19 protein-coding genes and 1 pseudogene are annotated in these 22,035 nt (G+C 59.5%); 5 read left to right on the forward strand and 15 right to left on the reverse strand.

Annotation, left to right across the window (positions count from 1 at the left end; translation table 11 throughout):
- Window positions 1-51 precede the first annotated feature (51 nt).
- The 3 genes from HMPREF2978_RS01270 to HMPREF2978_RS01280 are packed head-to-tail and all read left to right on the forward strand — an operon-like array spanning window position 52 to window position 3,299.
- Window positions 52-624, forward strand: a complete 573-nt coding sequence (locus tag HMPREF2978_RS01270; RefSeq protein ID WP_070743641.1) for a GNAT family N-acetyltransferase — start codon at window positions 52-54, stop codon at window positions 622-624.
- A 43-nt stretch (window positions 625-667) separates the two neighbouring features.
- Complete coding sequence (locus tag HMPREF2978_RS01275; RefSeq protein WP_070743644.1) at window positions 668-1,759, forward strand: polyprenyl synthetase family protein; 1,092 nt, start codon at window positions 668-670, stop codon at window positions 1,757-1,759.
- 1 nt (window position 1,760) lies between these two features.
- Window positions 1,761-3,299: an alpha-(1->6)-mannopyranosyltransferase A gene (locus HMPREF2978_RS01280; protein ID WP_070526681.1), complete on the forward strand. Its 1,539-nt coding sequence runs from the start codon at window positions 1,761-1,763 to the stop codon at window positions 3,297-3,299.
- On the opposite strand, the gene HMPREF2978_RS01285 is transcribed toward HMPREF2978_RS01280, so the two are convergent.
- Window positions 3,268-3,666, reverse strand: coding sequence for an Rv2175c family DNA-binding protein (locus HMPREF2978_RS01285; RefSeq protein WP_070445241.1), 399 nt, complete (start codon window positions 3,664-3,666; stop codon window positions 3,268-3,270). The genes HMPREF2978_RS01280 and HMPREF2978_RS01285 overlap by 32 nt on opposite strands.
- A gap of 50 nt (window positions 3,667-3,716) precedes the next feature.
- Here HMPREF2978_RS01285 and HMPREF2978_RS01290 point away from each other — a divergent pair, with 50 nt between their 5' ends.
- Entirely contained in the window at window positions 3,717-4,967 is a 1,251-nt protein-coding gene (locus HMPREF2978_RS01290) for a protein kinase domain-containing protein (RefSeq protein ID WP_070743647.1), read from the forward strand.
- Window positions 4,968-4,979: 12 nt separating this feature from the next.
- Here HMPREF2978_RS01290 and HMPREF2978_RS01295 read toward each other — a convergent pair whose 3' ends face one another.
- Together HMPREF2978_RS01295 and HMPREF2978_RS01300 are read right to left on the reverse strand one after the other, a co-directional pair.
- Window positions 4,980-6,368 carry a class II 3-deoxy-7-phosphoheptulonate synthase gene (locus tag HMPREF2978_RS01295; RefSeq protein WP_070526675.1) on the reverse strand — a complete coding sequence of 463 codons (1,389 nt, stop codon included), beginning with the start codon at window positions 6,366-6,368 and terminating at the stop codon, window positions 4,980-4,982.
- Between the two features lie 73 nt (window positions 6,369-6,441).
- On the reverse strand, window positions 6,442-6,948 hold the full coding sequence (locus tag HMPREF2978_RS01300) for a polyadenylate-specific 3'-exoribonuclease AS (RefSeq protein ID WP_070526671.1): 507 nt from the start codon (window positions 6,946-6,948) through the stop codon (window positions 6,442-6,444).
- A 166-nt stretch (window positions 6,949-7,114) separates the two neighbouring features.
- Between HMPREF2978_RS01300 and HMPREF2978_RS13385 the strand changes: the two are divergent.
- Window positions 7,115-7,903, forward strand: a pseudogene (locus HMPREF2978_RS13385) (glycosyltransferase family 87 protein); the annotation flags it as partial.
- 194 nt (window positions 7,904-8,097) lie between these two features.
- On the opposite strand, the gene HMPREF2978_RS01305 reads toward HMPREF2978_RS13385, so the two are convergent.
- The 12 genes from HMPREF2978_RS01305 to HMPREF2978_RS01360 all read right to left on the reverse strand — a co-directional run bounded on the left by HMPREF2978_RS01305 (window position 8,098) and on the right by HMPREF2978_RS01360 (window position 21,863).
- Entirely contained in the window at window positions 8,098-9,291 is a 1,194-nt protein-coding gene (locus HMPREF2978_RS01305; protein ID WP_070526668.1) for an acyltransferase family protein, read from the reverse strand.
- Window positions 9,292-9,294: 3 nt separating this feature from the next.
- Window positions 9,295-10,041 (reverse strand): lysophospholipid acyltransferase family protein, encoded by a 747-nt coding sequence (locus tag HMPREF2978_RS01310; protein WP_070743650.1) that lies wholly within the window; start codon window positions 10,039-10,041, stop codon window positions 9,295-9,297.
- A 66-nt stretch (window positions 10,042-10,107) separates the two neighbouring features.
- Window positions 10,108-11,064, reverse strand: a complete 957-nt coding sequence (locus HMPREF2978_RS01315) for an ROK family protein (RefSeq protein WP_070643669.1) — start codon at window positions 11,062-11,064, stop codon at window positions 10,108-10,110.
- Complete coding sequence (locus HMPREF2978_RS01320; protein ID WP_070743653.1) at window positions 11,057-12,220, reverse strand: glycosyltransferase family 4 protein; 1,164 nt, start codon at window positions 12,218-12,220, stop codon at window positions 11,057-11,059. The genes HMPREF2978_RS01315 and HMPREF2978_RS01320 overlap by 8 nt, the downstream gene beginning before the upstream one ends.
- 3 nt (window positions 12,221-12,223) lie before the next feature.
- Window positions 12,224-13,300: a C40 family peptidase gene (locus HMPREF2978_RS01325; RefSeq protein WP_070743656.1), complete on the reverse strand. Its 1,077-nt coding sequence runs from the start codon at window positions 13,298-13,300 to the stop codon at window positions 12,224-12,226.
- Between the two features lie 158 nt (window positions 13,301-13,458).
- Window positions 13,459-14,088, reverse strand: a complete 630-nt coding sequence (locus HMPREF2978_RS01330; RefSeq protein ID WP_070743691.1) for a C40 family peptidase — start codon at window positions 14,086-14,088, stop codon at window positions 13,459-13,461.
- Between the two features lie 1,281 nt (window positions 14,089-15,369).
- Entirely contained in the window at window positions 15,370-16,992 is a 1,623-nt protein-coding gene (locus HMPREF2978_RS01335; protein ID WP_070526650.1) for a cytochrome bc1 complex cytochrome b subunit, read from the reverse strand.
- Window positions 16,992-18,212, reverse strand: coding sequence for a cytochrome bc1 complex Rieske iron-sulfur subunit (locus tag HMPREF2978_RS01340; RefSeq protein WP_070526647.1), 1,221 nt, complete (start codon window positions 18,210-18,212; stop codon window positions 16,992-16,994). Before HMPREF2978_RS01340 ends, HMPREF2978_RS01335 begins: the two co-directional genes overlap by 1 nt.
- Entirely contained in the window at window positions 18,209-19,096 is an 888-nt protein-coding gene (locus HMPREF2978_RS01345; RefSeq protein WP_029159009.1) for a cytochrome bc1 complex diheme cytochrome c subunit, read from the reverse strand. Before HMPREF2978_RS01345 ends, HMPREF2978_RS01340 begins: the two co-directional genes overlap by 4 nt.
- Before the next feature lie 67 nt (window positions 19,097-19,163).
- A complete protein-coding gene (locus HMPREF2978_RS01350; protein ID WP_198531141.1) occupies window positions 19,164-19,748 on the reverse strand; it encodes an aa3-type cytochrome oxidase subunit III in 585 nt (194 codons plus the stop codon).
- A 584-nt stretch (window positions 19,749-20,332) separates the two neighbouring features.
- Complete coding sequence (locus HMPREF2978_RS01355) at window positions 20,333-20,764, reverse strand: aa3-type cytochrome oxidase subunit IV (protein ID WP_070526641.1); 432 nt, start codon at window positions 20,762-20,764, stop codon at window positions 20,333-20,335.
- Between the two features lie 19 nt (window positions 20,765-20,783).
- The gene (locus tag HMPREF2978_RS01360; protein ID WP_070526638.1) at window positions 20,784-21,863 is read right to left on the reverse strand and encodes an aa3-type cytochrome oxidase subunit II; all 1,080 of its coding nucleotides are present in this window, start codon (window positions 21,861-21,863) and stop codon (window positions 20,784-20,786) included.
- Window positions 21,864-22,035 lie beyond the last annotated feature (172 nt).

The raw sequence follows: 22,035 nt of genomic DNA on the forward strand, positions 1-22,035 counted from the left end.
AGTTTTCCTGAGTGCTTTCACATACCGTAAGAATCTGTTGTTATTAGACATGTGAGTTACACGCTGCGCCGCTTAAGCCCCCAAGAGTTCGCCATTGCCCTCCCGCACTTGGTGGATATCTACATTGCGGCGATGGACTACAACCCCTCGGTGCGCGAGGGGTCCATCTCGCGGTGGCGCGCAGATCTCATGCGCCCAGGGTTTTCCTGCATTGTGGCCACCGATGAATATGGCATCGCCGGCTTTGCCTACGGCTTCCTAGGCACCCCCGATACCTGGTGGGATAAGCAGCTCCGCCGCGCACTCGCCGCCAGCGGCGGCCCCACCCCAGAGCAAGAAGAGATTCTCCACAATTACTTCGAACTGGCAGAGATCCACGTGCTCCCCTCGAAACAAGGCCACGGCCTGGGCCGCGCATTACTAGAAGCCTTGGCCTGGAATCTTCCCGCTCGCTATATTTTGCTTTCCACACCGGAGGTTCCCAATGAAGCCAACTCCGCCTTTGGCCTCTACCGCAAGATGGGCTTTAGCGATTTCCTCCGTGACCTCCATTACCCCGCTGATTCCCGCCCCTTCGCAATCCTGCAATCTACTGTGCCGCTCACACCAACCGACACCGCTTAACCTGGCGCCTTAACCCTGAACCTGCCCAGGTAAAGTGGCAAGCGTGACTACACCGCAGATACCTTCCTTGGACGAAATTCCCGCAGCCGTACGCGAGGAGCTCGCGCTTTTTCTAGACCGCCAGCGTGATGCCATCGCATCCATCGGCGCTCCAGTAACCAACGCGATTTCCTATTTGGAATCCTTCGTACTGGATGGCGGAAAGCGCATCCGCCCCCTCTACGCGTGGGCAGGTTTTATCGGCGCACGCGGGCTCGAAGGGACGGAGTCCCCACAGGCTATGCTCCGCGCAGCCACATCCTTAGAATTCATCCAGGCCTGCGCCCTAATCCACGATGACATCGTGGATGCCTCCGATACCCGGCGCGGTAGCCCTACCGTTCACCGTGGCGTAGCAGCCCGCCATCGCGAACTCGGCTTCCACGGCGATGCTGATTTCTTCGGTCAGTCCCTCGCCATCCTGGTGGGTGACATGGCCCTGGTCTGGGCGGAAGACATGCTCCAGGACTCCGGACTTAGCCCTGAAGCACTCGCACGTGCCCGCGCACCTTGGCGCGCTATGCGCCGCGAAGTAATCGGCGGGCAGATGCTGGATATCTGCCTCGAGGCGGAAGGTTCTGAGGACGCCACGTTGGCTGATTCAGTCAACCGTTTCAAGACCGCCGCCTACACGATCGAGCGCCCCCTGCACTTGGGCGCAGCCATAGCGGGCGCCCCCGAAAAGCTCGTCGCTGCTTTCCGCGGCTACGGCCAAGACATCGGGGTTGCCTTCCAGCTGCGCGATGATTTGTTGGGGGTCTTCGGTGACCCCGCCGTGACTGGCAAGCCCGCCGGTGATGATTTGCGCGAGGGCAAGCGCACAGTCCTCTTGGCCTTGGCACTGCAGCGCGCGGATGCTTCCGATCCCGCCGCGGCTGCGGAGTTGCGTCGCCTCATCGGTCAGACAGAGGATCCCGCAGAGATTGCCCGCATGGCGCAGATTATTGCGGATTCGGGTGCGCCGGATGTCGTCGAGCAGCGCATCAACGATCTCACGCGCTCGGGCCTTGACCACCTCCACAATGCTCAGGTCTCCCCCGAGGTTACGGAGACTCTGGAAGAACTTGCTCACAAGTCCACGGCCCGCCGGATGTAGCATGGCTCGTCCCACAACCACGCGCGTGCCCCTGCGCATTCCCCACCCCCTGCCTTTGGGCATCATCGCCGCTGTCGTGCTGGCACTCGCCTCTTTCTCCGGTGGCGCTACCCGCAACCGCGGTGGCTTCCTTGAAGCGCTCAATATCGGCTTTCTAGCTTATGGCCATGGCCGCAACATCGGCATGGTCCTCTATTGGGTAGGCCTTTTCGGCTTGGTTGCCGCGTGGGTTTTGGCCGGCCGCTACTTCATTGCCCCGCAGGTGAAGAACCCACAACCAGACGGCGCGCTGGCCGATATTCGTCGGATGCTGTTGTGCTGGGTTGCCCCTTTGTTGTGTGCGGCACCGCTGGCTTCTCGCGATGTGTATTCCTATCTCATGCAAGGCGCGATGGTGCGTGATGGCTACGACCCTTATGTTGAAGGAGCGGCGGTGAATCCTGGTCCCTTCCTCTTGGAGGTCTCCCACGACTGGCGCAACACCACCACCCCTTATGGCCCATTGCACCTGTGGATGGGCAATGGTGTAACCCAGCTGGTAGGAGAAAACGTCGCCGCAGGCATCATCGTCTACAAGGCGATATCGGTCCTCGGCTTTGCCGCCATTGCCTGGTCAATTCCGCGCTTGGCGCGCAGCATCGGGGGCGATCCTGCCCTCGCACTCTGGCTGGGCGTAGCGAACCCGGTTATGCTCTTGCACCTCATCGGTGGCATGCACAATGAATCCATCATGGTGGGGCTAGTTTCGCTGGGTCTGCTTGCCGCAGTGCACCACAAGTTCCATGCCAGCCTCCTTCTGGTTGGCGTGGCGGTCTCGCTCAAGGCCACCGCTATTTTCGCTGCACCTTTTATCGTGTGGCTCATGCTGCACCACTGGGCACCGAAGGGGACGAAGCCCATCAAGCGCTTCGGAGTCTTCCTCCTGTCCGGTTTCCTTGCTGTGGTGGAGGTCGCGCTGGCGGTGGCGGCGATTACGTGGGCGTCGGGAAGCTCGTGGGGTTGGTTGTCACAAATCAGTGGCAATTCCAAGGTCATCAACCCTCTAGCCGGCCCTACCCTGCTCGCTGACATCCTCGTGCCGCTCATCCAGGTCTTCTCCCCCGATACCACCTATAACGGTGTGCTCACCGCGCTGCGCTCGGCCGCGATGATCCTCATGCTCCTCGGCCTCGTCCTCGTATGGTGGTGGGGCCGCACGGGCGTGCGCCGGGCTATCGCTGCCACGGCCGCTGCTTACCAGGTGGCATTCGTCTTCAACTCTGTGACGCTCCCCTGGTACTATGCCTCCGTGCTCACGCTCATGGGAACGTTCCGCCCGCCATTGCCCTTGATCAAGCTCACCACCGGTGTGGCCATATTCATCGGCGTCGCCTTTGCCGGCGACGGTAACCACCAGCTGTATAACTGGTTCTGGGATATCGCCATGGTGGTCGTAGCTTGGTCAGCAACGCAGTGGATTTTCGATGGTGTTCCACGAACCACCGCGACCCCGAAACCCGATGAGGGTTCTAAAACGCCGAAGCCTGTGCGCGCCGAATAACCTCGCGCGCTAGGTGTCCGTGCAGCGCGTCAATGGGGCGGCCTGGCAAGGAATCATCTTCGGTAAATAGGTGCGCCAGAATCTCGTTGTCACCCCACCCGTTGTCGGAGAGGACCGTGATCACTCCGGATACATGCTTGGAAATGACGCCTTTGGCGTTGAAGAATGCTTCCGGAACGAGGCGCTCTCCCTCGGCATTGCGCCACACAATGAACTTGCGCGCATTGAGCAGATCGAAGACACGGGTGATCGGTAGATCGAGCCTCTCAGCGACCTCCTTCAGCGTCAGCAGCTTCTCCCCGGCGAGGAGCTGCGGCAGTTCTGGGTGCGGATTCTCGGTGTTTTTCTCAGACTTAGTCACGGACACAACTGTAGCCGGATCACACTTTGGGGCGCCGATCAGCCATACTGGAATCCATGACAAGGCTGAACGTGGGCGACATTCTTGAGGGACGCTACCGCATCGATCAGCCGATCGCTCGCGGCGGCATGTCCACCGTGTATCGCTGCGTGGACATGCGTTTGGGCCGCGCAGTAGCCGCCAAGGTGATGGATGAGCGCTATCACGATGATCCTGTCTTCGTTACCCGCTTCGAGCGCGAAGCCCGCGCGATGGCGCAGCTGAGCCACCCCAATCTCGTCGCCGTGCATGACTTTTCCGCGGATGGATTGCCCATCTATCTCATCATGGAGCTCATCACCGGAGGTACCTTACGCGAACTCCTTGCAGAACGCGGGCCCATGCCGCCGCATGCCGCAGCCGGCGTCATGCACTCCGTGCTGGCCGGGCTCACCGAAGTCCACCACGCCGGCCTAGTGCACCGCGATATCAAGCCGGATAATGTTCTGATCACGGATAGCCATCGCGTCAAGGTCGGCGATTTCGGTCTGGTTCGCTCCGCTAAGGCGGAGCACGATAGTTCGGGCCAGATCGTCGGTACCGTCAGCTACCTCTCCCCCGAGCAAGTCACTGGCGCGGACATCACGCCGGCTTCCGACGTGTACTCCGCAGGAATCGTGCTCTTTGAATTGTTGACCGGCACTGTCCCCTTCCGCGGCGATACCCCGCTGGCGCACGCCACCGCGCGCGTGCACGAGGATGTGGTGGCGCCTTCCTCCCGCATCGAGGGGGTGCCCATGCTTTTCGACGCCCTCGTGGCCACCGCCACTGCACGCCAGCCAGCCGAAAGGTTTGCGGATGCCGGCGAATTCCTCGATGCCTTGGATGATGTCTCCCGCGAGCTACAGCTCCCGAAGTTCACTGTCCCCATCCCGCGGAACTCGGCTGCCGCACGTACTGCTGCCGTGCCAACGGATTTTTCGGGCACGGACAATACCCGGGTCTTTGAAGCGACCTCAGCTATCCCTGCGCCCCAGCCCCCAACGCGGGAAACCCGGGTAGAGCCGCGCAACGACGCCTTCCTCCCGCCATCCGCGCCTGTAGAGCCTCCGGCGCCCTCCCCTGCGGTGCCGGAGCCTTCTGCCCCCGTTCCCCCAGCCGGTGCCGAGGAAGAGCCGGAAGAACGGCCTTTGAGCAATCGCAGCGCGATTGCTCTCATTGGCTTCCTCGTCCTCGTCATCCTCGCCACCTTGGCCGTCGCGGTGGCGGCCTGGTGGTTTGGCTCCGGAGAATACGGCACGTGGCCGATTCTCTGGAGGCCGTATTAGCCTGCGCAACTTCTAGTTGCGCAGCATCTCAGCGATCAGGAAGGACAGCTCCAGCGACTGCTGGGTGTTCAGGCGCGGGTCCACGGCGGACTCGTAGCGGCCCGGCAGATCCACGTCCGTGATGTCCTCCGCACCGCCGAGGCACTCGGTGACGTCCTCACCTGTGAACTCCAGGTGGACGCCGCCCGGGTGGGTGCCCAGCTCGCGGTGCACCTCGAAGAAGCCTTGGACCTCGTCGACGATCTTGTCGAAGTGGCGAGTCTTGTAACCGTTCGATGCCGTGAAGGTATTGCCGTGCATCGGATCAGACTGCCACACCACCTTGTGGCCGGAGTCCTCCACTGCCTTGATGATCGGGGGCAGCACAGAGCGCACCTTATCGTGGCCCATACGGGCAATCATGGTGAGGCGGCCCGGCTCGCGGTTCGGGTCAAGCTTCTCCGCGTATTCCACTGCCTGCTCCGGCGTCACGCCAGGGCCAAGCTTGATGCCCACGGGGTTTCCAATGATGGAAGCAAAGGCCACGTGGAAGTCCTCGAGACCACGGGTGCGCTCACCAATCCACAGCTGGTGCGCGGACAGGTCATAAAGCTTGGTTTCGCCGTTAGAGTCCGTACCCAAGCGCAGCATGGAACGCTCGTAGTCCTTCAGCAAGGCCTCGTGGGAGCAGTAAATCTCCGCCGAACGCAGGGTCTCGTCCGAAACCCCACAGGCGTTCATGAAGGCCAGGCCGTTCTCAATCTCATCCGCCAGAGCTTGGTAGCGTGCACCCGCCGGGGAGTTGGCCACGAATTCACGGTTCCACTCATGGAGGCGGTACAGGTCTGCGGTTCCGGAGTGGGTCAGCGCGCGGACCAAGTTCATTGCCGCCGAGGAGTTCGCGTAGGCGCGAATCATGCGGGCGGGATCGTGGCGGCGGGACTCTTCGTTAGCTTCCACGCCGTTGACGATGTCACCGCGGTAGTTGTACAAGCCATTCGCGTCCAGATCAGAGGAGCGTGGCTTCGCGTACTGGCCGGCGATACGCCCCAGCTTCACCACCGGGGTGGACGCGCCGTAGGTCAACACCACGGCCATCTGTAGCAGCGTCTTGATGTTGCCGCGGATGTGCGGCTCAGTGTTGGATTCGAAGGTCTCCGCGCAATCGCCGCCCTGGAGGAGGAAGGCTTTGCCCAAGGCGACGTCGGCAAGCTTGCGCTTGAGATCCTCAACCTCCGGGGCCACGACGATAGGCGGTACGGATTCAAGAATCTTGCGGACGTTATCAGCCTGCAGCTGATCCCAGCTCGGCTGCTGCTTTGCCTCGCGGGAAATGGCGTCTTGGAACTTCTCATTGATCCCCTCCGGTAGCGGCGGCAGATCAGGAAGCACTTCTTTGGGAATATCTACTGTCCAACTCACACCCAGTATTTAACCATCTTGGGCCTGTCACGCGTTAGTTAATGGTCTTTTCGGCTGCGGTATTAATTCACGTTTAATGTACGCGGTTGCCCCTAGTCAGCGGCAAATGCTGCTCGCAGACTCGAAACTTAGCCAGATTATGGCGGGCGTCGACCAACGCATCGTGGTTGCTATTGGGCACTGGAGGCAGCTTAGGGCGGCCGGCAAACTCCCAATACTGCTTCAGTTCCCGGGTATATCGCGGCATCCCCTTGGGCAGCCTAGCCATGTCTCCCCAGAGTTGCGCGAGAACCACGTGGTCATAGGCTCCTACCCAAGCCCACAGCTCGATAGGCGTGGAATGCCGGCCCAAGAATTTCAAGAGCTCTTCGCGGATGGTCTCGCGCGATTTCCAAACTGGGTCTGCGGGGCTTGGCAATTTATCCAAGACGTTCTCCCGCACCCACGCATTGGCCTTCGCGGGATCGAAGTCTGTGGACACCGCGTAGTACTCGCTTCCGTCTTCCCCGACAATACCGATGGAGACCAGCTCAATGGTCGATCCGTCCTCAATGAATTCGGTGTCGTAGAAGTAGCGCACGTCCTGTAATCCTAGTCTCTTGCCCACATACGTCTCTCCACTGGGGCCTATACTCTACCGTGTGAAGAAAGCTCTCTACTCTCCCCTTCTCCCCTTGTTCATAGCAGGGCTGGCCTCCGTGGCATGGATTATTCAGCCTGCGGCGTTGTTCAGCAGTGGCAGCATTGTGCCTTCCTACCACATTGACCTCGATGTTTATCGTGAGGGGGGACGCGCGCTGCTACGCGGAGAGAATCTGTACGCCCAAAGCTATGTCCTCGACAACGGTTTTTCGCTGCCGTTCACGTACCCGCCTTTTGCCGCAACGCTTTTCGCCATGGTGTCATGGCTACCGCTGTGGCCACTGTCCATTCTTCTCACTGCGGCATCGGTGGCAGCGCTCTGGGTCTGCCTCTACGCCGTCCTCTCTCGAAGCTGCACCACTCACAGGCCCGGTTGGTGGTCCTCGTGGGCATTGTGCGCCTGCTTGCTGACCGAGCCGATTACTGAGACACTCAGCTTCGGTCAAGTAAACCTCCTGTTGACCGCGGCAGTCATTGTGGATTGCCTGATACTGAGGCCCCGCAACCCATGGCGTGGAATTCTGACAGGCGCAGCTATCGCTATCAAGCTCACCCCCGCGGTCTTCCTCGCCGTGTTTTTCGTTCGCCGAGACTGGCGCGCTCTTGCCACGGCGGTGGGGGCTTTTGTTGCCTGCGGCGTGGTGGGCTACCTCGCCTCCCCAGCGAGCTCCGCGGTGTATTGGACCGATACCATCCGGGATTCCTCCCGCATCGGTGGGCTGGCCTACTCGAGCAATCAATCACTCCGCGGCCTGCTCAGCCGCATCGTCCCAGAGCAGGCAACGGACCTCTGGATAATTGGGTGCCTCATCATCGTGGTGACGTTGTGGTGGGTCATGGAGCGCACATCCTCACAGATTGAGCTCGTGCTGCTGGCCTCGTCGGCAGCGCTGCTGTGTTCGCCAGTCTCGTGGTCGCACCACTTCACGTGGCTGTGCTTGGCGGCGGTGTATCTGACTGCTCGCCGCCGCTGGTTCTTTGCCGGCCTCACATGGCTGGTTCTGGTAGCTCGCGGTCACTGGCTTGTCCCCCACGGCGAGCAACTGGAACTGACGTGGTCGTGGTGGCAGCAGATTCCGGGCAATGACTACTTCTTGCTTGTCGTATTCCTCGTTGCGTTGAGCTGCTTGCTCAAGCTCACGCCCGCGGAGGAAGGTTCCTTCTTCCGCCGACTGGCACCGATCGCCGGCGGGGTCAGCGTCCAGCCTAAGACAGGTACCTTGCCTAGGGCCCATAGGGCCAAGGACGCAACAGCGCAATAAAGCACGCACATGCTGAGCCAGAACCAGGTGTTTTCCAGTGGCCATTGACCCGCCAGGGTGACCTCCCGCGGGTGGAGCGCCATGGGGTAGCCATAAAGAACCGTCAGGCCGATGGGGTGCCCCAGGTAGATGGGCAGCGTGTGCGAACCGATAAAACGCAAACCAGTAGACAAGACCGGAATATAAGACACTGCTACCGCCACCGCGATTCCTACCGGAACCTCGAAGAACTGCTCTACCATGCGGACGAGGATGTGAACGTCATCCCGCACCAGTGCCTCCGCGCCAGGTAGCAGCCAGGTGACATCGACTTCCCCTGCGTAGTTATCCCACGCGCGGCGGATGGAAAATCCGATGGCATAGGCCACGGTCATCCCGGAATATGCCCAGAAGCTACGGTGATCCCATGTTCCCTTAAACGGTGCCTCGATGGCGGCGGCGAATGCGGCAATGGCATCCCGAAAATAGGCAGCACCAACGAATACCGGGAGGAACATGATGGCTTTTGCAATCGAGGTGTACTGCGCCTGCCAAGCGATGAACAGAATCGGGGTAAAGCTCAGCGCCATCGCTGCCCACCCGGGCAGCTTGCGTACGCACCAGAGGAAGATATTGAACAGAATCAGCGCATGCAGGAACCAGGCCATGGAATGCCCCACTAGGAGGCTTGCGGCCATCTGATCAACATCGAAAATAGGGTCCCCGAATACCCAGTGGTATTCCACGCGCTTAGTCTGCAGCTCCACGAGCATCCACACGACATAAGGCACTAGGAAGTACCACAGGCGGCGGGTGAAAAGCTCGGCAAAGCTGAAGCGAAACACCTTTTGTGCGAAGAAGCCGCTCACCAAAAAGAACAAAGGCAAGCGCAAGGGGTCCAGCCACACGTTAAAGGCAGCCAGCCACGTGTCCTTGGATTCCGGAACCGTGAGCGTGATGTGCAGCAGCACGACGCCCAGGATGGAGATCCCCTTTGCTACATCGGGCCAAGCTAATCGCTGTTTCGGGGAGGAAGTCACTGACTACCGCGCCTCCGAACCGGGCTCGGCCCCTTCCGGGTAGCCGTGTCCGGCTTGCAGGGAAGCCTTGACATCAGAAGCGTAGACGTCGACATAAGGTTCGCCCGTCAACTCCGAGAGTTGCTTCATCACGTAATCCGTAAAGTCACGAGCGGTGGCGTGATCCTGCGGGTCGAGGTTGCGCTCAGCGGCCCATGCTCGGGGGTCGATGGGTTCTCCCACGCGCATGCCGACGCGAACGGGGCGCGGAATCCACGAGCCGATTGGATTGGCCTTCCGGGTATTGATCATGGCGATGGGAATGACCTTCTCACCCGTAGTCAGCGCGATGCGCGCCATGCCGGTGCGCCCCTTGTAGATACGCCCATCAGGTGAGCGAGTTCCCTCCGGGTAGATGCCAAAAAGATCTCCGCGGCCAATAATGCGTTCCGCGCTCGCCAGCATCGCGTCACTAGCGTCCTTGTTGACGCGGTCAATCGGCACCTGCCCGACCGAGCTAAAGAACCACTTTTGCATGCGGCCGACGAAGCCGGGGGTAGTGAAATACTCGCTCTTTGCCAAGAAGGTAATCTGCCGCGGGCACAGAAGCGGGAAGTAGAAGGAATCCATCACCGCTTGGTGGGAGGAGGCCAAGATAGCCGGTCCGGACTCCGGGATGCGATCCATTCCTTCGGACCATGGGCGGTTCCACACTCGAAGGGCCGGGCCGAAAAAGATGTGCTTGAAGGCCCAGTACCACTTGTTTCGCATCGCTTATAGTCCTATCTGTATGTGCCGAACAGGCAGTGCTGCCCGGTGAAAGAAAAATGTGCGGTGTTAACCTCGGTGCTCCTGGCGGGCGAGATCAGCGACTCCGATCATACCTGCCGCCGAACCCAACTTCGCGGTTGCGACTCGGGCCAGGGGCCTGTGACCGGCCCCGACAATCTGGCTAGCCATGGACTCCCGCGCTTGATCTAGGTAAAGATCCGCGTCCTGGGACACCCCGCCGCCGATTACAATCAGCTCTGGATCGAGCACATCTGCCACCATGGACAACCCCTGCCCGAGCCACTGGCCGAAGTTCTCCATGACGGCCAATCCCAGTGGATCACCTTGTCGAGCCGCAGCGGTGATCTCCTCGCCGGAGGGGTTTAGCGGAAGGGCGGTATCATAGTCGCCGCGCAATTCCTCGCAGGTATCCGGCAATGCGGTGCCGGAGGCGTAACGCTCGAGGCAACCACGCTTGCCGCAGGAGCACAGGCGCCCACCCGGTGACACGACAAGGTGCCCAAACTCTGGTGCGGTACCGAAAGCTCCTCGGTAGATTGTGCCGTTAGTAAAAAGCGTGGCACCAATGCCGGTTCCCACGGCAAAAAAGACCCAGTCCTTCGCACCCCGTCCAGCACCGAAGCGCCATTCCCCCCAAGCAGCCGAGTTAGCATCGTGTTCTAGGCGAACCGGGATGTCCATACGGTTGCTGAGGATCTCGCGTACTGGGGCATCACGCCACGGCAAATGCGGTGCGAAACGAACGACTTCACACTCGGGATCCAAAAAGCCTGCGAGAGCAAGCCCCACGGCCTCGATGTCATGGGATGCGGCCAGATTGTCTACGCAGCGCACGATGTCATCTTCGAGTGTTTGCGCATCCGTGGCGGTGGGCACACTCAGCGAATCCACAATCTCTCCGGAGGGATCAATCACCGCAGCACGCAGGTTGGTTCCACCGATATCGAACCCGATGGTGAGGCCAGCGTGGCCGCCTTCAGCGGAGGGAAAGTGTTCAAGCATGACTAGTAGGATATACCGCGTCCTGCCCACGATCACATTCAAGAACCTCACGCAATCGTGCGCCCATAATCTCCCACGTCCAATGCTCTTCCACGTGGCGCCGTCCAGCTTCCCCCATACGGTGGGCGCCGGGGACGTCGCCAAGCAGCGTGCACAACGCTAGCTCAAGCTCCGGCACCGAGGAACCGCGCACAACTATGCCCGTCTCCGGCGTTACTGTCTCCGGCGCACCGCCGGAATCCCCTGCAACGACTGGTAGGCCCGCCGCCTGCGCCTCTAGGTAGACAATTCCCAGGCCTTCGACGTCGAGGCCGCCACCCCGGGTGCGCGCCGGCATGGCAAACACGTCGGCGGCGTGTAGCGCCATCCGCAATTCCGCCGTATCCCGTGCTTCCTGCACCACGGCGTCCGGGCAGTACAGGCGCGCAAGCTCACGCACAGTCGACTCATAACGACCGCGCCCGATGATGAGCAACTGGGCATCTGGAATTCGCGCGCGCACTTCCGGCATTGCGCGCAGCAGCTGGTCTTGGCCTTTCCGCGGGACCAAGCGGGAGATGCAGACGATGACCGGGCCTGGGCCTAGCCCGAAGTGCTCCCGTGCTGCTTGTTTCTCCTCCGTCGTAGTCGGGGTGAAATCCTCCAGGTTGACCGCCGAGGGCAGGTGCACCCACTGGGCACGCGTGCCGAGCGCGGGCTCGAGCCTGTTGCGCGTGTACTCAGAGATATACGTGATGACATCTGCATTCTGACCGATTCTGCGCAAGGCTTGCCGCGCCAAGGGAAGCATGGACCACCCCACCTCATGCCCGTGCGTCGTTGCCACAATGCGGCTTGCCCCAGCCGCACGCGCGGACGGCGCCATAAGCGCCAGCGGAGCTGCAGCACCAAACCAGACTGTCTCAATGTTGTTTTCACGAATGAGCTGCTGCATACGACGAGCTGTGGCGGGCGTCGGCAACATAATGCTGCGTGGCCAGCGGACCACGGTATAGGGCAGCGTCGCGTCATACTCCGCGGCAGCGTCACTATCTTGAGTCGAGGCGAAGACCACGACATCCTGCGGGTTGAGGGTGGCTAGAAAATCTCGAAGATAGGACTGAATCCCGCCAATAGTAGGCGGGAAGTCATTGGTGACGAGGAGGGTGCGCGCCATAGCCTAGTAACGAACAGCGCCTTGGACGGGCATGGAATTAAGCGGCACCACGGCCACGGGCACACCATAGGTGGAGGCGTGAACTACTTGGCCATCACCGATATACATTCCCACGTGGGTCACGCCGGGATAGTAGCCCACGATGTCCCCTGGCTGCAGCTGATCCATCGGCACTGGTGTGCCACCGGCAAGCTGCGCCTGGGAGGTACGTGGAATGCTCTTGCCCATCTGTTGGTAGCTCCACACCATGAGACCCGAACAGTCAAAGGCATCGGGACCGGTAGCACCCCACCCATAGGGAGCGCCGATGCGGGTAAGAGCGGCCTCGACGGCGGCGGAGCCAGAGCCATCAGCCAACGCGGCTAGGTCAAGACCGGAAGACCCGCCGAAGTGCTGGATCCACGCCTCCCGCGCTTCGGGGCTGAGGCCATCAACGGTGGCTTCTAGTTCCTTCTGTTGTTCCTCCAGCTCGGCCTTTTCCTTGAGAACAGTATCCCGCTGTTCCTGCAATTCATCACGCTTGCGGCGGGCTTCCGCGGCAGCATCGACAGCTTCCTGGTGCGCATCATCTGCGGCGGCAGAGGCAGCTACCATCGCATCTTCTTCACGTTTCGCAGCCTTGGACAAAGCGCCCAGGTAGCCCATGCGCTCGACCGCGCTGGCGACGTCATTGGCGTTAAGAGCAGCCGAAACTGAGGTCGATGCAGCATTCCTGCGATAACGCTTTTGCGCGAGCGCATCGATGCGTTCCTGTTGCGCAGCTACCGCCGCGGAGGCGTCCTCGGAACTGCGGTGCGCTTCCTCGGCCTTGCGGTCCAACTCTTCAATGGCCTTCTCCGACTCGGCGAGCTCATCCTCAAGTCCCTTGACCTCTTCGCCCTTGGCAGACACGCGCTGGGCGACGTCCGCCATACGCTCAATGAGGCCAGGGAGATCTTCAGGATCCTGCGCTTGCGAGGTGCTTTCCTGCTGCTGCTCAGGAGAAACCTCCTGGGACACAGCCGATGGTGAAAGGACGACAACTGGAGCTGGGCTCAAGGCAAGTGCAGCGACCGCACACACAAGGCCACGACGCGACATGGATACCCCCGAAACTTAGAGAAGGTTAATAGCTGACTGAATTATACCCACAGCCGAGCAAAAACATAGCGGTTACAAGAATAGCCGAGCCCCTTCCCTACCCTCACCATCAACATGGCAAGAGCAGCGGAAGGGGTTGAAAAGACTACCCAGCGCGCTTAGAAGCGAACTGCGGAGTGAATCGGCATGTAGTGCAGGGAGCGCTCGCCCACCGGGGTGCCGGAGTTCAGAGCGTCAATGATGGTGCCATTGCCAGCGTAGATGCCGACGTGGGATGCACCGGAGTAGTACACGATGATGTCGCCCGGCTGCAGCGCATCGAGGGACACCGGGGTACCTGCGGAAGCCTGCGCCTGAGAGGTACGCGGGATGGACACACCAGCCTGCTGGTAGGCCCAGGAGGTCAGGCCAGAGCAATCGAAGGCGCTCGGACCATTGGCACCGTAGACGTACGGGGAACCGATTGCGGAACGAGCGGCTGCGAGCACCTTCTCGCCCACAGACTGGGACGGTGCCGGGGCTGCGGCGGCCGGGGTCTCAACAGCAGCGGCGTAGCCGCCACCCTGGTTAGCCCTGAAAGCCGGGATGTAGCGGTCAACGTTCGGCAGCTGCTGGATGTTCGGAACGTTCTCCAGGCCGGCAACCTCGAAGCGGATGTCGGTGTTCGGAACAACAACCTCGGCGGCGTTGGCGGCTGCCGGGGTGACAACTGCTGCGGTTGCTGCAATAGCAGCGGTGGATGCAATGCGACGGGTGTTTAGGTTGCCCTGACGACGGTGCTTAGCCACGAATTTAAACTCCAAATCTTCCTGCGCGCCTACTTTCTCCGCCAAAGAAGGAAAACCTTGCATTTGCCTTCGCAACGCGGAAAAAGCTCTGACCCAAGGGACGGGCCTAGCGTTCGACGATGACCCATTCCTGTAGAGCCATCTCCACTCGGCCCCCGAATTTTTAGGAGGGGCCAGACGCGGCGCTTAAATCTTCAGTTCGTATTGAGCACCGGTGATGTGTACACCGTGTCGGTAACTCAATGTCTCGAATAGGTTACGAAACCATCACAAGCGATGTCGAGTCAGAAACGCAAAACCAACCCCGTTACCGTCCTGTTATCAAATGGCAACCTAAACGACATAGTGTGGAATTTTTTCACTCCAGTGCACAATAACTATCGTCGGAAGCATGGCCTGAGCAGCGACATCAGCGCCTCAGGGGCGCGCCACGATCGCTAGACCATTGACACAATACGTCAACGGGAAAGCTTCACAAAACTAGTGATGTAACCTTCGTCACACCGCCGTAATGGGCTTTAACAAAAGCCCCATTTGACCCACTACCAACTCCCATCCGAGCCTCAAACAGCACGGACCGTTGAAAGAAATCCCTCTCCCAGCACCGCACGCATTCCGCCTTTCAGCACTCGCGAACAACGGCGATGCAACAATAGCCATACATATAAAGAGAGAAGCTCGAAAAGCGCACTGTTCAATCACGCACGACACTCATCGCAGCGATTCCGGCCACGGGACCGAGCAATCCGCTTGAATTCAACTACTAAGGACGCTCGAAACCTAAGGGAATCATGAATTCTGGAACTTACCGCTTGTCTCAGTAATAGGCCCCGCCTCTTCCCTTGAATCTCTTCCTACCAACGCCGGGAACTCCAACTAGCGCACCGGTCTCACCGAAAGAACAGATCTTCAATTAGAAAGGGGCTTAAGCACCCTCTAGCCCTATTAGCACGCATCAGGGGCCCGCATAAGGGGCAAAAAATGAGAAAGCATCCCGTCCATCGAGTGGACGAAACTCATTGCTCTATATATAGATTGCCCTTTATCCGCGCCGCTCATGCACGGACAGAAGGGCCCCTACCCACTTACCCCATGGAGATCACTGCTTAGGAAGCGAAGCAAGCGGAAGACCGCAAGAGCCCGTCGTGACCGGTCAGCCAAAGGCTGACCGGGACTTCACTTAATACGCCTCATACAAATAAACGCTGAAAGCCCGTACCCCCTCCCTAGTACATGGAAGGCGGTACGGGCTCTGTGAGCGTGTTTCAGTGAGTGAAGGCGCTAAATGCGGCCATTCTCCTCGTCCTCGCGACGGTTAGCCTCGTTGAGCTGACGGAACATCTCCGTCTCCTCAGCGTGGTTCTCGTGGCGAATCTCGTTGACGCGGGACACGATAGCCGGGTCATCGGTGGAGAAGATACCCTGCGTCTCGGAATCAGCCAGACCAAGCTGGTTAAGCTGCTTCGGAACCTGGGCGCCAGCGTACTCGAGCGGAATCGGATGGCCATGATCATCGACCGGACCGAGCGGCTGGTGAACCTCGATGAAGGCACCATTCGGCAGCTGCTTGATGACGCCGGTCTCAATACCGTGCTCCAGCACCTCACGGTCGGAGCGCTGCAGACCAACACAAATGCGGTAGGTCATAAAGTATGCAATCGGCGGCAGGACAATCAGACCGATACGGCCAACCCAGGTCATCGCATTCAGCGAGATTTGGAAGAAGTGTGCCACGTGGTCGTTACCACCAGACAGCGTTACCAGCAGGAAGAAGACGATGGCAGCCGCACCGATAGCGGAGCGAACCGGAACGTCACGCGGGCGCTGCAGGAGGTTGTGGTGAGCGTCGTCGCCAGTCAGCTTCTTCTCAATGAAGGGGTAGGCGAAGAGCAGGACAACCATCAGACCACAGAGCAGTGCAACCCAGAAGGCAGACGGAATGGTGTAATTGCCGATGTAGAGCTCCCATGCCGGCATGACACGAGCAACACCATCAGTCCACAGCATGTAAATATCCGGCTGGGAACCAGCGGAGACCTGGGACGGGTTGTACGGGCCAAGGTTCCAAATGGCGTTAATCGTCATCAGACCAGAGATGAGAGCCAGCACGCCGGCAACCATCATGCCCATGCCGATGGCCTTCGTAGCGAAGACCGGCATAATGCGAACACCGACAACGTTGTTCTCAGCGCGACCCGGTCCAGGGAACTGGGTGTGCTTCTGGAACCAGACCATGATGAGGTGAGCTGCGATGAGGCCCAGGATGATGCCCGGGATAACCAGCACGTGCAGGATGTAGAAGCGGTCCAGCATCAGGTCGGACGGGAAGTCGCCACCGAAGATGGCCCAGTGCAGCCAGGTACCGATGATCGGCAGACCCAGGATGATGGCGGACATGATTCGCAGACCAACACCGGAGAGCAGGTCGTCCGGGAGGGAGTAACCGAGGAAGCCCTCGACCATGCCCAGAAGGATCAGAGCGCAACCGATAATCCAGTTAGCCTCACGCGGGCGGCGGAACGCACCGGTGAAGAAGATGCGCAGCATGTGGGCAATCATGGACATCATGAACATGAGTGCTGCCCAGTGGTGCATCTGGCGGACGAAGAGGCCGCCGCGCACCTCAAAGGAAATATCCAGCGCCGTTGCATAAGCGCGGGACATCTCGACGCCGTTCAGCGGAGTGTAGCCGCCGTCATAGATGACCTTCGTGATGGAAGGATCGAAGAACAGCGCCAAGTAGATGCCGGTCAGCACCAAGATGATGAAGCTGTACAGTGCCATCTCACCGAGCATGAAGGACCAGTGAGTGGGAAAGACTTTGTTGAGCTGGGTACGCAGGACGCCGGCAGCGGAGTACCGCTCGTCCATGTTGTTACCCATCTGTGCAAGTTTGTTACTCATTATGACTTACGCTCCCAGAATGCAGGTCCGACGGGCTCGATGAAGTTGCCCTTTGCAATGAGGTAGCCCTCTTCGTCTACGTCAATCGGCAGCTGCGGCAGCGCACGAGCGGCCGGGCCGAAGACCGGCTTGCCGTAGTGCAGTGCATCGAACTGCGACTGGTGGCACGGGCAAAGAATGCGGTTGGTCTGAGCCTCGTACAGCGAGGTCGGGCAACCAATGTGGGTACAAATCTTGGAGTAGGCGTAGTAATCGCCGTAGTGGAAGTCTTCCTGACCCTTGCGCTCGATGGCCTTCTTGGCATCATCGTTGCGCAGGCGGATGAGCATCACGGCGTTACGGTTGCCATGGATGGAGTGCATGTGGTTGGTGTAGACATCCTTATCCTCGGAGTACTCAGCACCATCGTTGACGTCCTCAGCAGCCAACGGGAAGACGGTCTCCATACCACCGGCAGCGAGATCCTCCGGACGCACACGCACCAGGCGGGTAACACCGCGCGTGGTGTAGTGAGAGCCGGACTCACCCTCGTGCTTCTCAGCGATGGTACCGGTGTCGCGTGCGAGGTAGAGCTTGACGCCCTTCTCGTGCATGGTCCAACCGGAGGTCCACAGTGTGCCGTCACCGGTGTAGTCCAAGTCGTGGCGCTTCTTCCACGGGTTGTTGATAGCGCCGCCGAGCGGAGCAATGACGGTAAGGCCGAAGAGAACGCCAGCACCGCCGAGCAGACCCATGATGGTCTTACGACGACCCAGAGTCGAAGTGGTCCAGGAGTCGTTGAGGAGTGCGGTCAGCGTGCGACGGTCAACCTCTTCGGAAGGACCATCGTGGCGACGCTGAACGGAAATCTCCTCGGGGAGAATCTTCTTGACGTACTGGACAATGGCGAAGCCCAGGCCCAGGATGCACAGACCAGAGGTCAGGCCAAGCAGCGGGGTGTAAAGGGTATGCCACCACAGGCCATCCTCACCCAGCATCTTGTACTCCCACGGCCAGAAGAGGTACACGCCAAGGAAAGCGATACCCATCAGGACGGAGATGATAAGCCAGAAGGTGACATTGCCGGCAGCGCGCTTCTCAGCGGGGTCTCCCTCGACTGGGAAGCGCTCCTTGCGGAAGGCAACGGTGACATCATCCAGCTCGGTACCGAGCGCTGCGAGCTCGTCGTTGCTCATAGCATCGAGCTCTTTACGAGAGTAATTCTTCTTTACGTTGCTCATGAGCGAGATCCAATCCACATAGCGGCAACGCACAGAAGGCTGATGCCGATAATCCACATTGCCAGGCCCTCAGCCACCGGACCGAGGCCGCCGAGCGACCAACCAGCCGGAGACGGGGTTTCCTTCGCAGACTTGAGGTAGGCGATGATGTCCTTCTTCTCATCTGCGGTCAGCTGACGGTCAGAGAACTTAGGCATGTTCTGCGGACCGGTCAGCATTGCCTGGTAGATCTCCTGCTCGTTGGCGGGGTCTAGCGGCGGAGCGAACTTACCAGAGGAAAGGGCGCCTCCCCTACCGGTGAAGTTGTGGCAGGAGGCGCAGTTCATACGGAAGAGCTCGGAGCCTTTTGCTACGTCCTCTGCCTGGATCTGACCGTTGTAGTTAGCGCCGCGCAGGGACTCCTGCGCAACGGAGCCATCCTCGTCGTAGACGATGTCGGCACCGCCACCGTTGGCAGCGACGTAGGCGGCAAGCGCCAGGGTCTGCTGCTCGGTGTAGCGCGGAGTCTTGCGCTCCGCCTGAGCGTCGTTAGACATCATCGGCATACGGCCGGAGTGAACCTGGAAGTACACGGAGCCGGCGCCAATACCAACGAGGGAAGGACCGCGGTCCTGGATACCCTGCAGGTTCGCACCGTGGCAGGTGATACAAGCGACTTCGTAGATGTCCTTGCCCTCTTGGACGAGTGCCTGGTCATCCTTTGCGGCGGTGGCCACCTGTGCATCAGGGGTCAGGGCGGAAGCCAAGACACCTGCGCCGGTAAGCCCGATGCTCAGTGCAAAGACGCCAGCAAGCGTGCGCTTCGCCTTGCGGCGACGGCGGGTCTTCTTAGCCGCGGCAGTGGTGTCTTCCACTGCGGCGGGCTGCTGGATGTTATCCATCATTTTCCTTTAGATAACTCGTACATGGAGATGAATGACTGTAGGCCGGATATTCTCCGGCGACTACGACCTACTGAACTAGGTAGATGACTACGAACACGCCGATCCACACAACGTCAACGAAGTGCCAGTAGTAAGACACTGCCATTGCCGCGGTGGCCTGTGCAGGCGTGAACTTGGAGCGCGCAATGCGCGCCAAGATGATTCCGAAGGAAATCAGACCCGCAGTCACGTGGGCCGCGTGGAAGCCGGTCAGGATGTAGAAGACCGAACCGAACACGCTGGACTGAACAGTGACACCAGCCATGATCAACTCTGTCCACTCGAACGCCATGATGCCCAAGAAGACAACACCCAACGCGATGGTTACCGAGTACCAGAGTCGGAGCTTGTAAACGTCACCCCTTTCTGCTGCAAACACGCCGAACTGAGAGGTCACGGAGGAAAGAACCAGGACACTCGTAATGAGGAAGCCCATGGGCACGTTGATGTGCGCCGTGTGCTCTGCCCAGTCACCCTCCTGGCCGTTCGCACGCGAGGTGAACCACATCGCGAACAGTCCAGCAAAGAACATCAATTCCTGAGACAGGAACACGATGGTGCCGACGCTGACCATGTTGGGTCGGTTCAGCGCGGCAACACGTGGTGCTGCCATACCTTGGTTAGAAACTACGCTCGTCACGCATAACAGTATGGCTGGTCCAGCCGCATAAGTCATCTCATTTCCCCCCGATCTTTTGGAGGTTACGACCTAGACCTTCACAGTTTTAACCCTGGGTGCGGACCATAGGTCTTCCAGGAAATAGCCGGGAACTTTTTAGCACGCTTTACGACGCCCCATCCCTGCAGGTAGTGAGACTTGGCAACGATTGTTGCGAAGCCAGCAACAGGGCAAGAATCGGTACGTTTTCCCGCAGTTCAATTCCGGGCAGACCAACGCTAATGAGATAAATCACACCCGCCCCCGCCGGCGAAAGCGCAGGACTGCAACTTTCGGTTGACCCCCGTAAAAATGGCCGTTAACGTGCTGGAACTCTAGGCACAGACCTACAGTTACACGCTTTCGACAGTCGCCCACTCCCCCAGCGTTCCACCCGCAGCGAAATTCTTTCGCCAATTTTGGGAACTTTCCACAACACTGTACGACGCAGTCTTATCAACGACAACGCCCCCGCCACGATGCGTGGCGGGGGCGTGAGAAGTCGTGACGCTAGAAAGCGCGGGGGAAAGGGTTAAGCTTTAGTGCTTTTCCTTCGGAAGGCCATACTGCAGGGACAGGCCAGTCACGGAGGTGACGAGCAGGACTGCGCCCAGGATGATCATCCAGAAGTAGAGGTAGATGATGCCAAGACCCAGCACCGCAATGGAGCCAGTCATGCACAGTGGCCAGATGGAGCTCGGAGAGAAGAAGCCGAGGATACCGGCTGCGTCTTCAGTCTCCGCCTCTTCCCAATCTTCCGGTACGATGTCGGAGCGGTTTTCGGTGAAGTGCAGGTAGCCACCCAACATGAGGCAGAGAAGCATTGCGAGGACCATACCCACGATGCCAACCCACTCGGTGCCGTACATGTAGCCATCATCCTTGACGTAATTAACGCCAATGGTGTAGACGATGAGCGACACGAAGAGGTAGGTCGCGATGGAATAGAAGACCTTAGATGTTGCACGCATTTTCTATCAGTTCCTTTTCTTATGCCGCCTCAGCGGTGTCGACGAAGTTGTCGGCATCGCGGGTGTCGCGCAGAGAGTTGAACGGAGCGGTGGTAACTGCGTAGGGCTCTTCACCGATGTGCTCGAGAGCCTCGGCGTTGGTTGCCTGCGGGTTCTCCTCACGGAACTTGAGGTACTCGTTGAAGTCTGCGCGGTCAACGACGCGAATCTCAAAGTTCATCATGGCGTGGTAAGTACCGCACATCTCAGCACAGCGACCAACGAAGGCGCCCTTTTCCTCAATCTTCTCTACCTGGAAGCGACGCTCCTGAGAGTTGTTCTCCGGGTGTGCGTAGGCATCGCGCTTAAACAGGAACTCCGGAACCCAGAAGGAGTGGGAAACATCGCCGGAGGCGAGACGGAACTCAATCGGGGTGTCTACCGGCAGAACCAGGACCGGAACCTCTTCGGTGGTACCGACGGTCTCAATCTTGTTGAAGTTGAGGTAAGAGATGTCACCCATGGACTTACCGTGGATCGGGTTCGGGTTCTCAGTGCCCTCCGGATCCATGGAAGATTCCTCAGCGAGCTTCTGGCGCTCAGCATCGGCACCATCGTAGTTCTCGCCATCAACCTTGTTCTCGGCGTAGCCGAACTTCCAGTTCCACTGGAAAGCCGTGACGTCGACGGTAACTTCAGGGTTCTTATCCAACGCCGTCACCTTCTGCTGTGCCTGAACCGTGAAGAAGAACAGACCCATGATGATGAGAATCGGAATGATGGTCAGAGCCATCTCCAGCGGCACGTTGTACTGCAGCTGCTTCGGGAACTCGCCCTTGCCAGCCTTCTCAGCCTTCTTCGCACTCCAGCGGAAGATAGCGGTGAGGAACAGACCCCACATAATGAAACCGATAATCCATGCAGCAACCCAGACCCAGATCCAGAAGTTGTACATCGAGGTCGCCTCAGGGGTCACACCCTTCGGCCAACCCATGCCAAGGAGGTTCTCAACGGCCGTCGGTGCTGCGACGTCACAACCTGCCAGAGCTAGACCGCCCAGAGCGATGACGCCCGCTAGGCCCGCCTTACGGCCGAGGTTGCGTTGCTTACGCTGTCCCACGTGTGTTCTGCCTTTCTGTGCACACAAACTTCTCGAATACTCACAGAGCATTCCTACCCAATCAGGATAGAGGATCCTGCCTGAATTTCAGACCTTTTCGCTGGACTGATTAGACGCTGGCCCCGCTCTATAAATAGTGAACGTACGGGATGTTACCGGCCCACCTGCACAA

The organism is Corynebacterium sp. HMSC074C01 (genome assembly GCF_001814605.1).
GTDB lineage: Bacteria > Actinomycetota > Actinomycetes > Mycobacteriales > Mycobacteriaceae > Corynebacterium.

What these genes read in the sequence shown, in the direction of transcription:
- HMPREF2978_RS01280 (WP_070526681.1), top strand. Translation starts at nt 1,761, where the DNA reads ATGGCTCGTCCCACAACCACGCGCGTGCCCCTGCGCATTCCCCACCCC.
- HMPREF2978_RS01290 (WP_070743647.1), top strand. Translation starts at nt 3,717, where the DNA reads ATGACAAGGCTGAACGTGGGCGACATTCTTGAGGGACGCTACCGCATC.
- HMPREF2978_RS01310 (WP_070743650.1), bottom strand. Translation starts at nt 10,041, where the DNA reads ATGCGAAACAAGTGGTACTGGGCCTTCAAGCACATCTTTTTCGGCCCG.
- HMPREF2978_RS01315 (WP_070643669.1), bottom strand. Translation starts at nt 11,064, where the DNA reads ATGCTTGAACACTTTCCCTCCGCTGAAGGCGGCCACGCTGGCCTCACC.
- HMPREF2978_RS01320 (WP_070743653.1), bottom strand. Translation starts at nt 12,220, where the DNA reads ATGGCGCGCACCCTCCTCGTCACCAATGACTTCCCGCCTACTATTGGC.
- HMPREF2978_RS01325 (WP_070743656.1), bottom strand. Translation starts at nt 13,300, where the DNA reads ATGTCGCGTCGTGGCCTTGTGTGTGCGGTCGCTGCACTTGCCTTGAGC.
- HMPREF2978_RS01335 (WP_070526650.1), bottom strand. Translation starts at nt 16,992, where the DNA reads ATGAGTAACAAACTTGCACAGATGGGTAACAACATGGACGAGCGGTAC.
- HMPREF2978_RS01340 (WP_070526647.1), bottom strand. Translation starts at nt 18,212, where the DNA reads ATGAGCAACGTAAAGAAGAATTACTCTCGTAAAGAGCTCGATGCTATG.
- HMPREF2978_RS01345 (WP_029159009.1), bottom strand. Translation starts at nt 19,096, where the DNA reads ATGATGGATAACATCCAGCAGCCCGCCGCAGTGGAAGACACCACTGCC.
- HMPREF2978_RS01350 (WP_198531141.1), bottom strand. Translation starts at nt 19,748, where the DNA reads ATGGCAGCACCACGTGTTGCCGCGCTGAACCGACCCAACATGGTCAGC.
- HMPREF2978_RS01355 (WP_070526641.1), bottom strand. Translation starts at nt 20,764, where the DNA reads ATGCGTGCAACATCTAAGGTCTTCTATTCCATCGCGACCTACCTCTTC.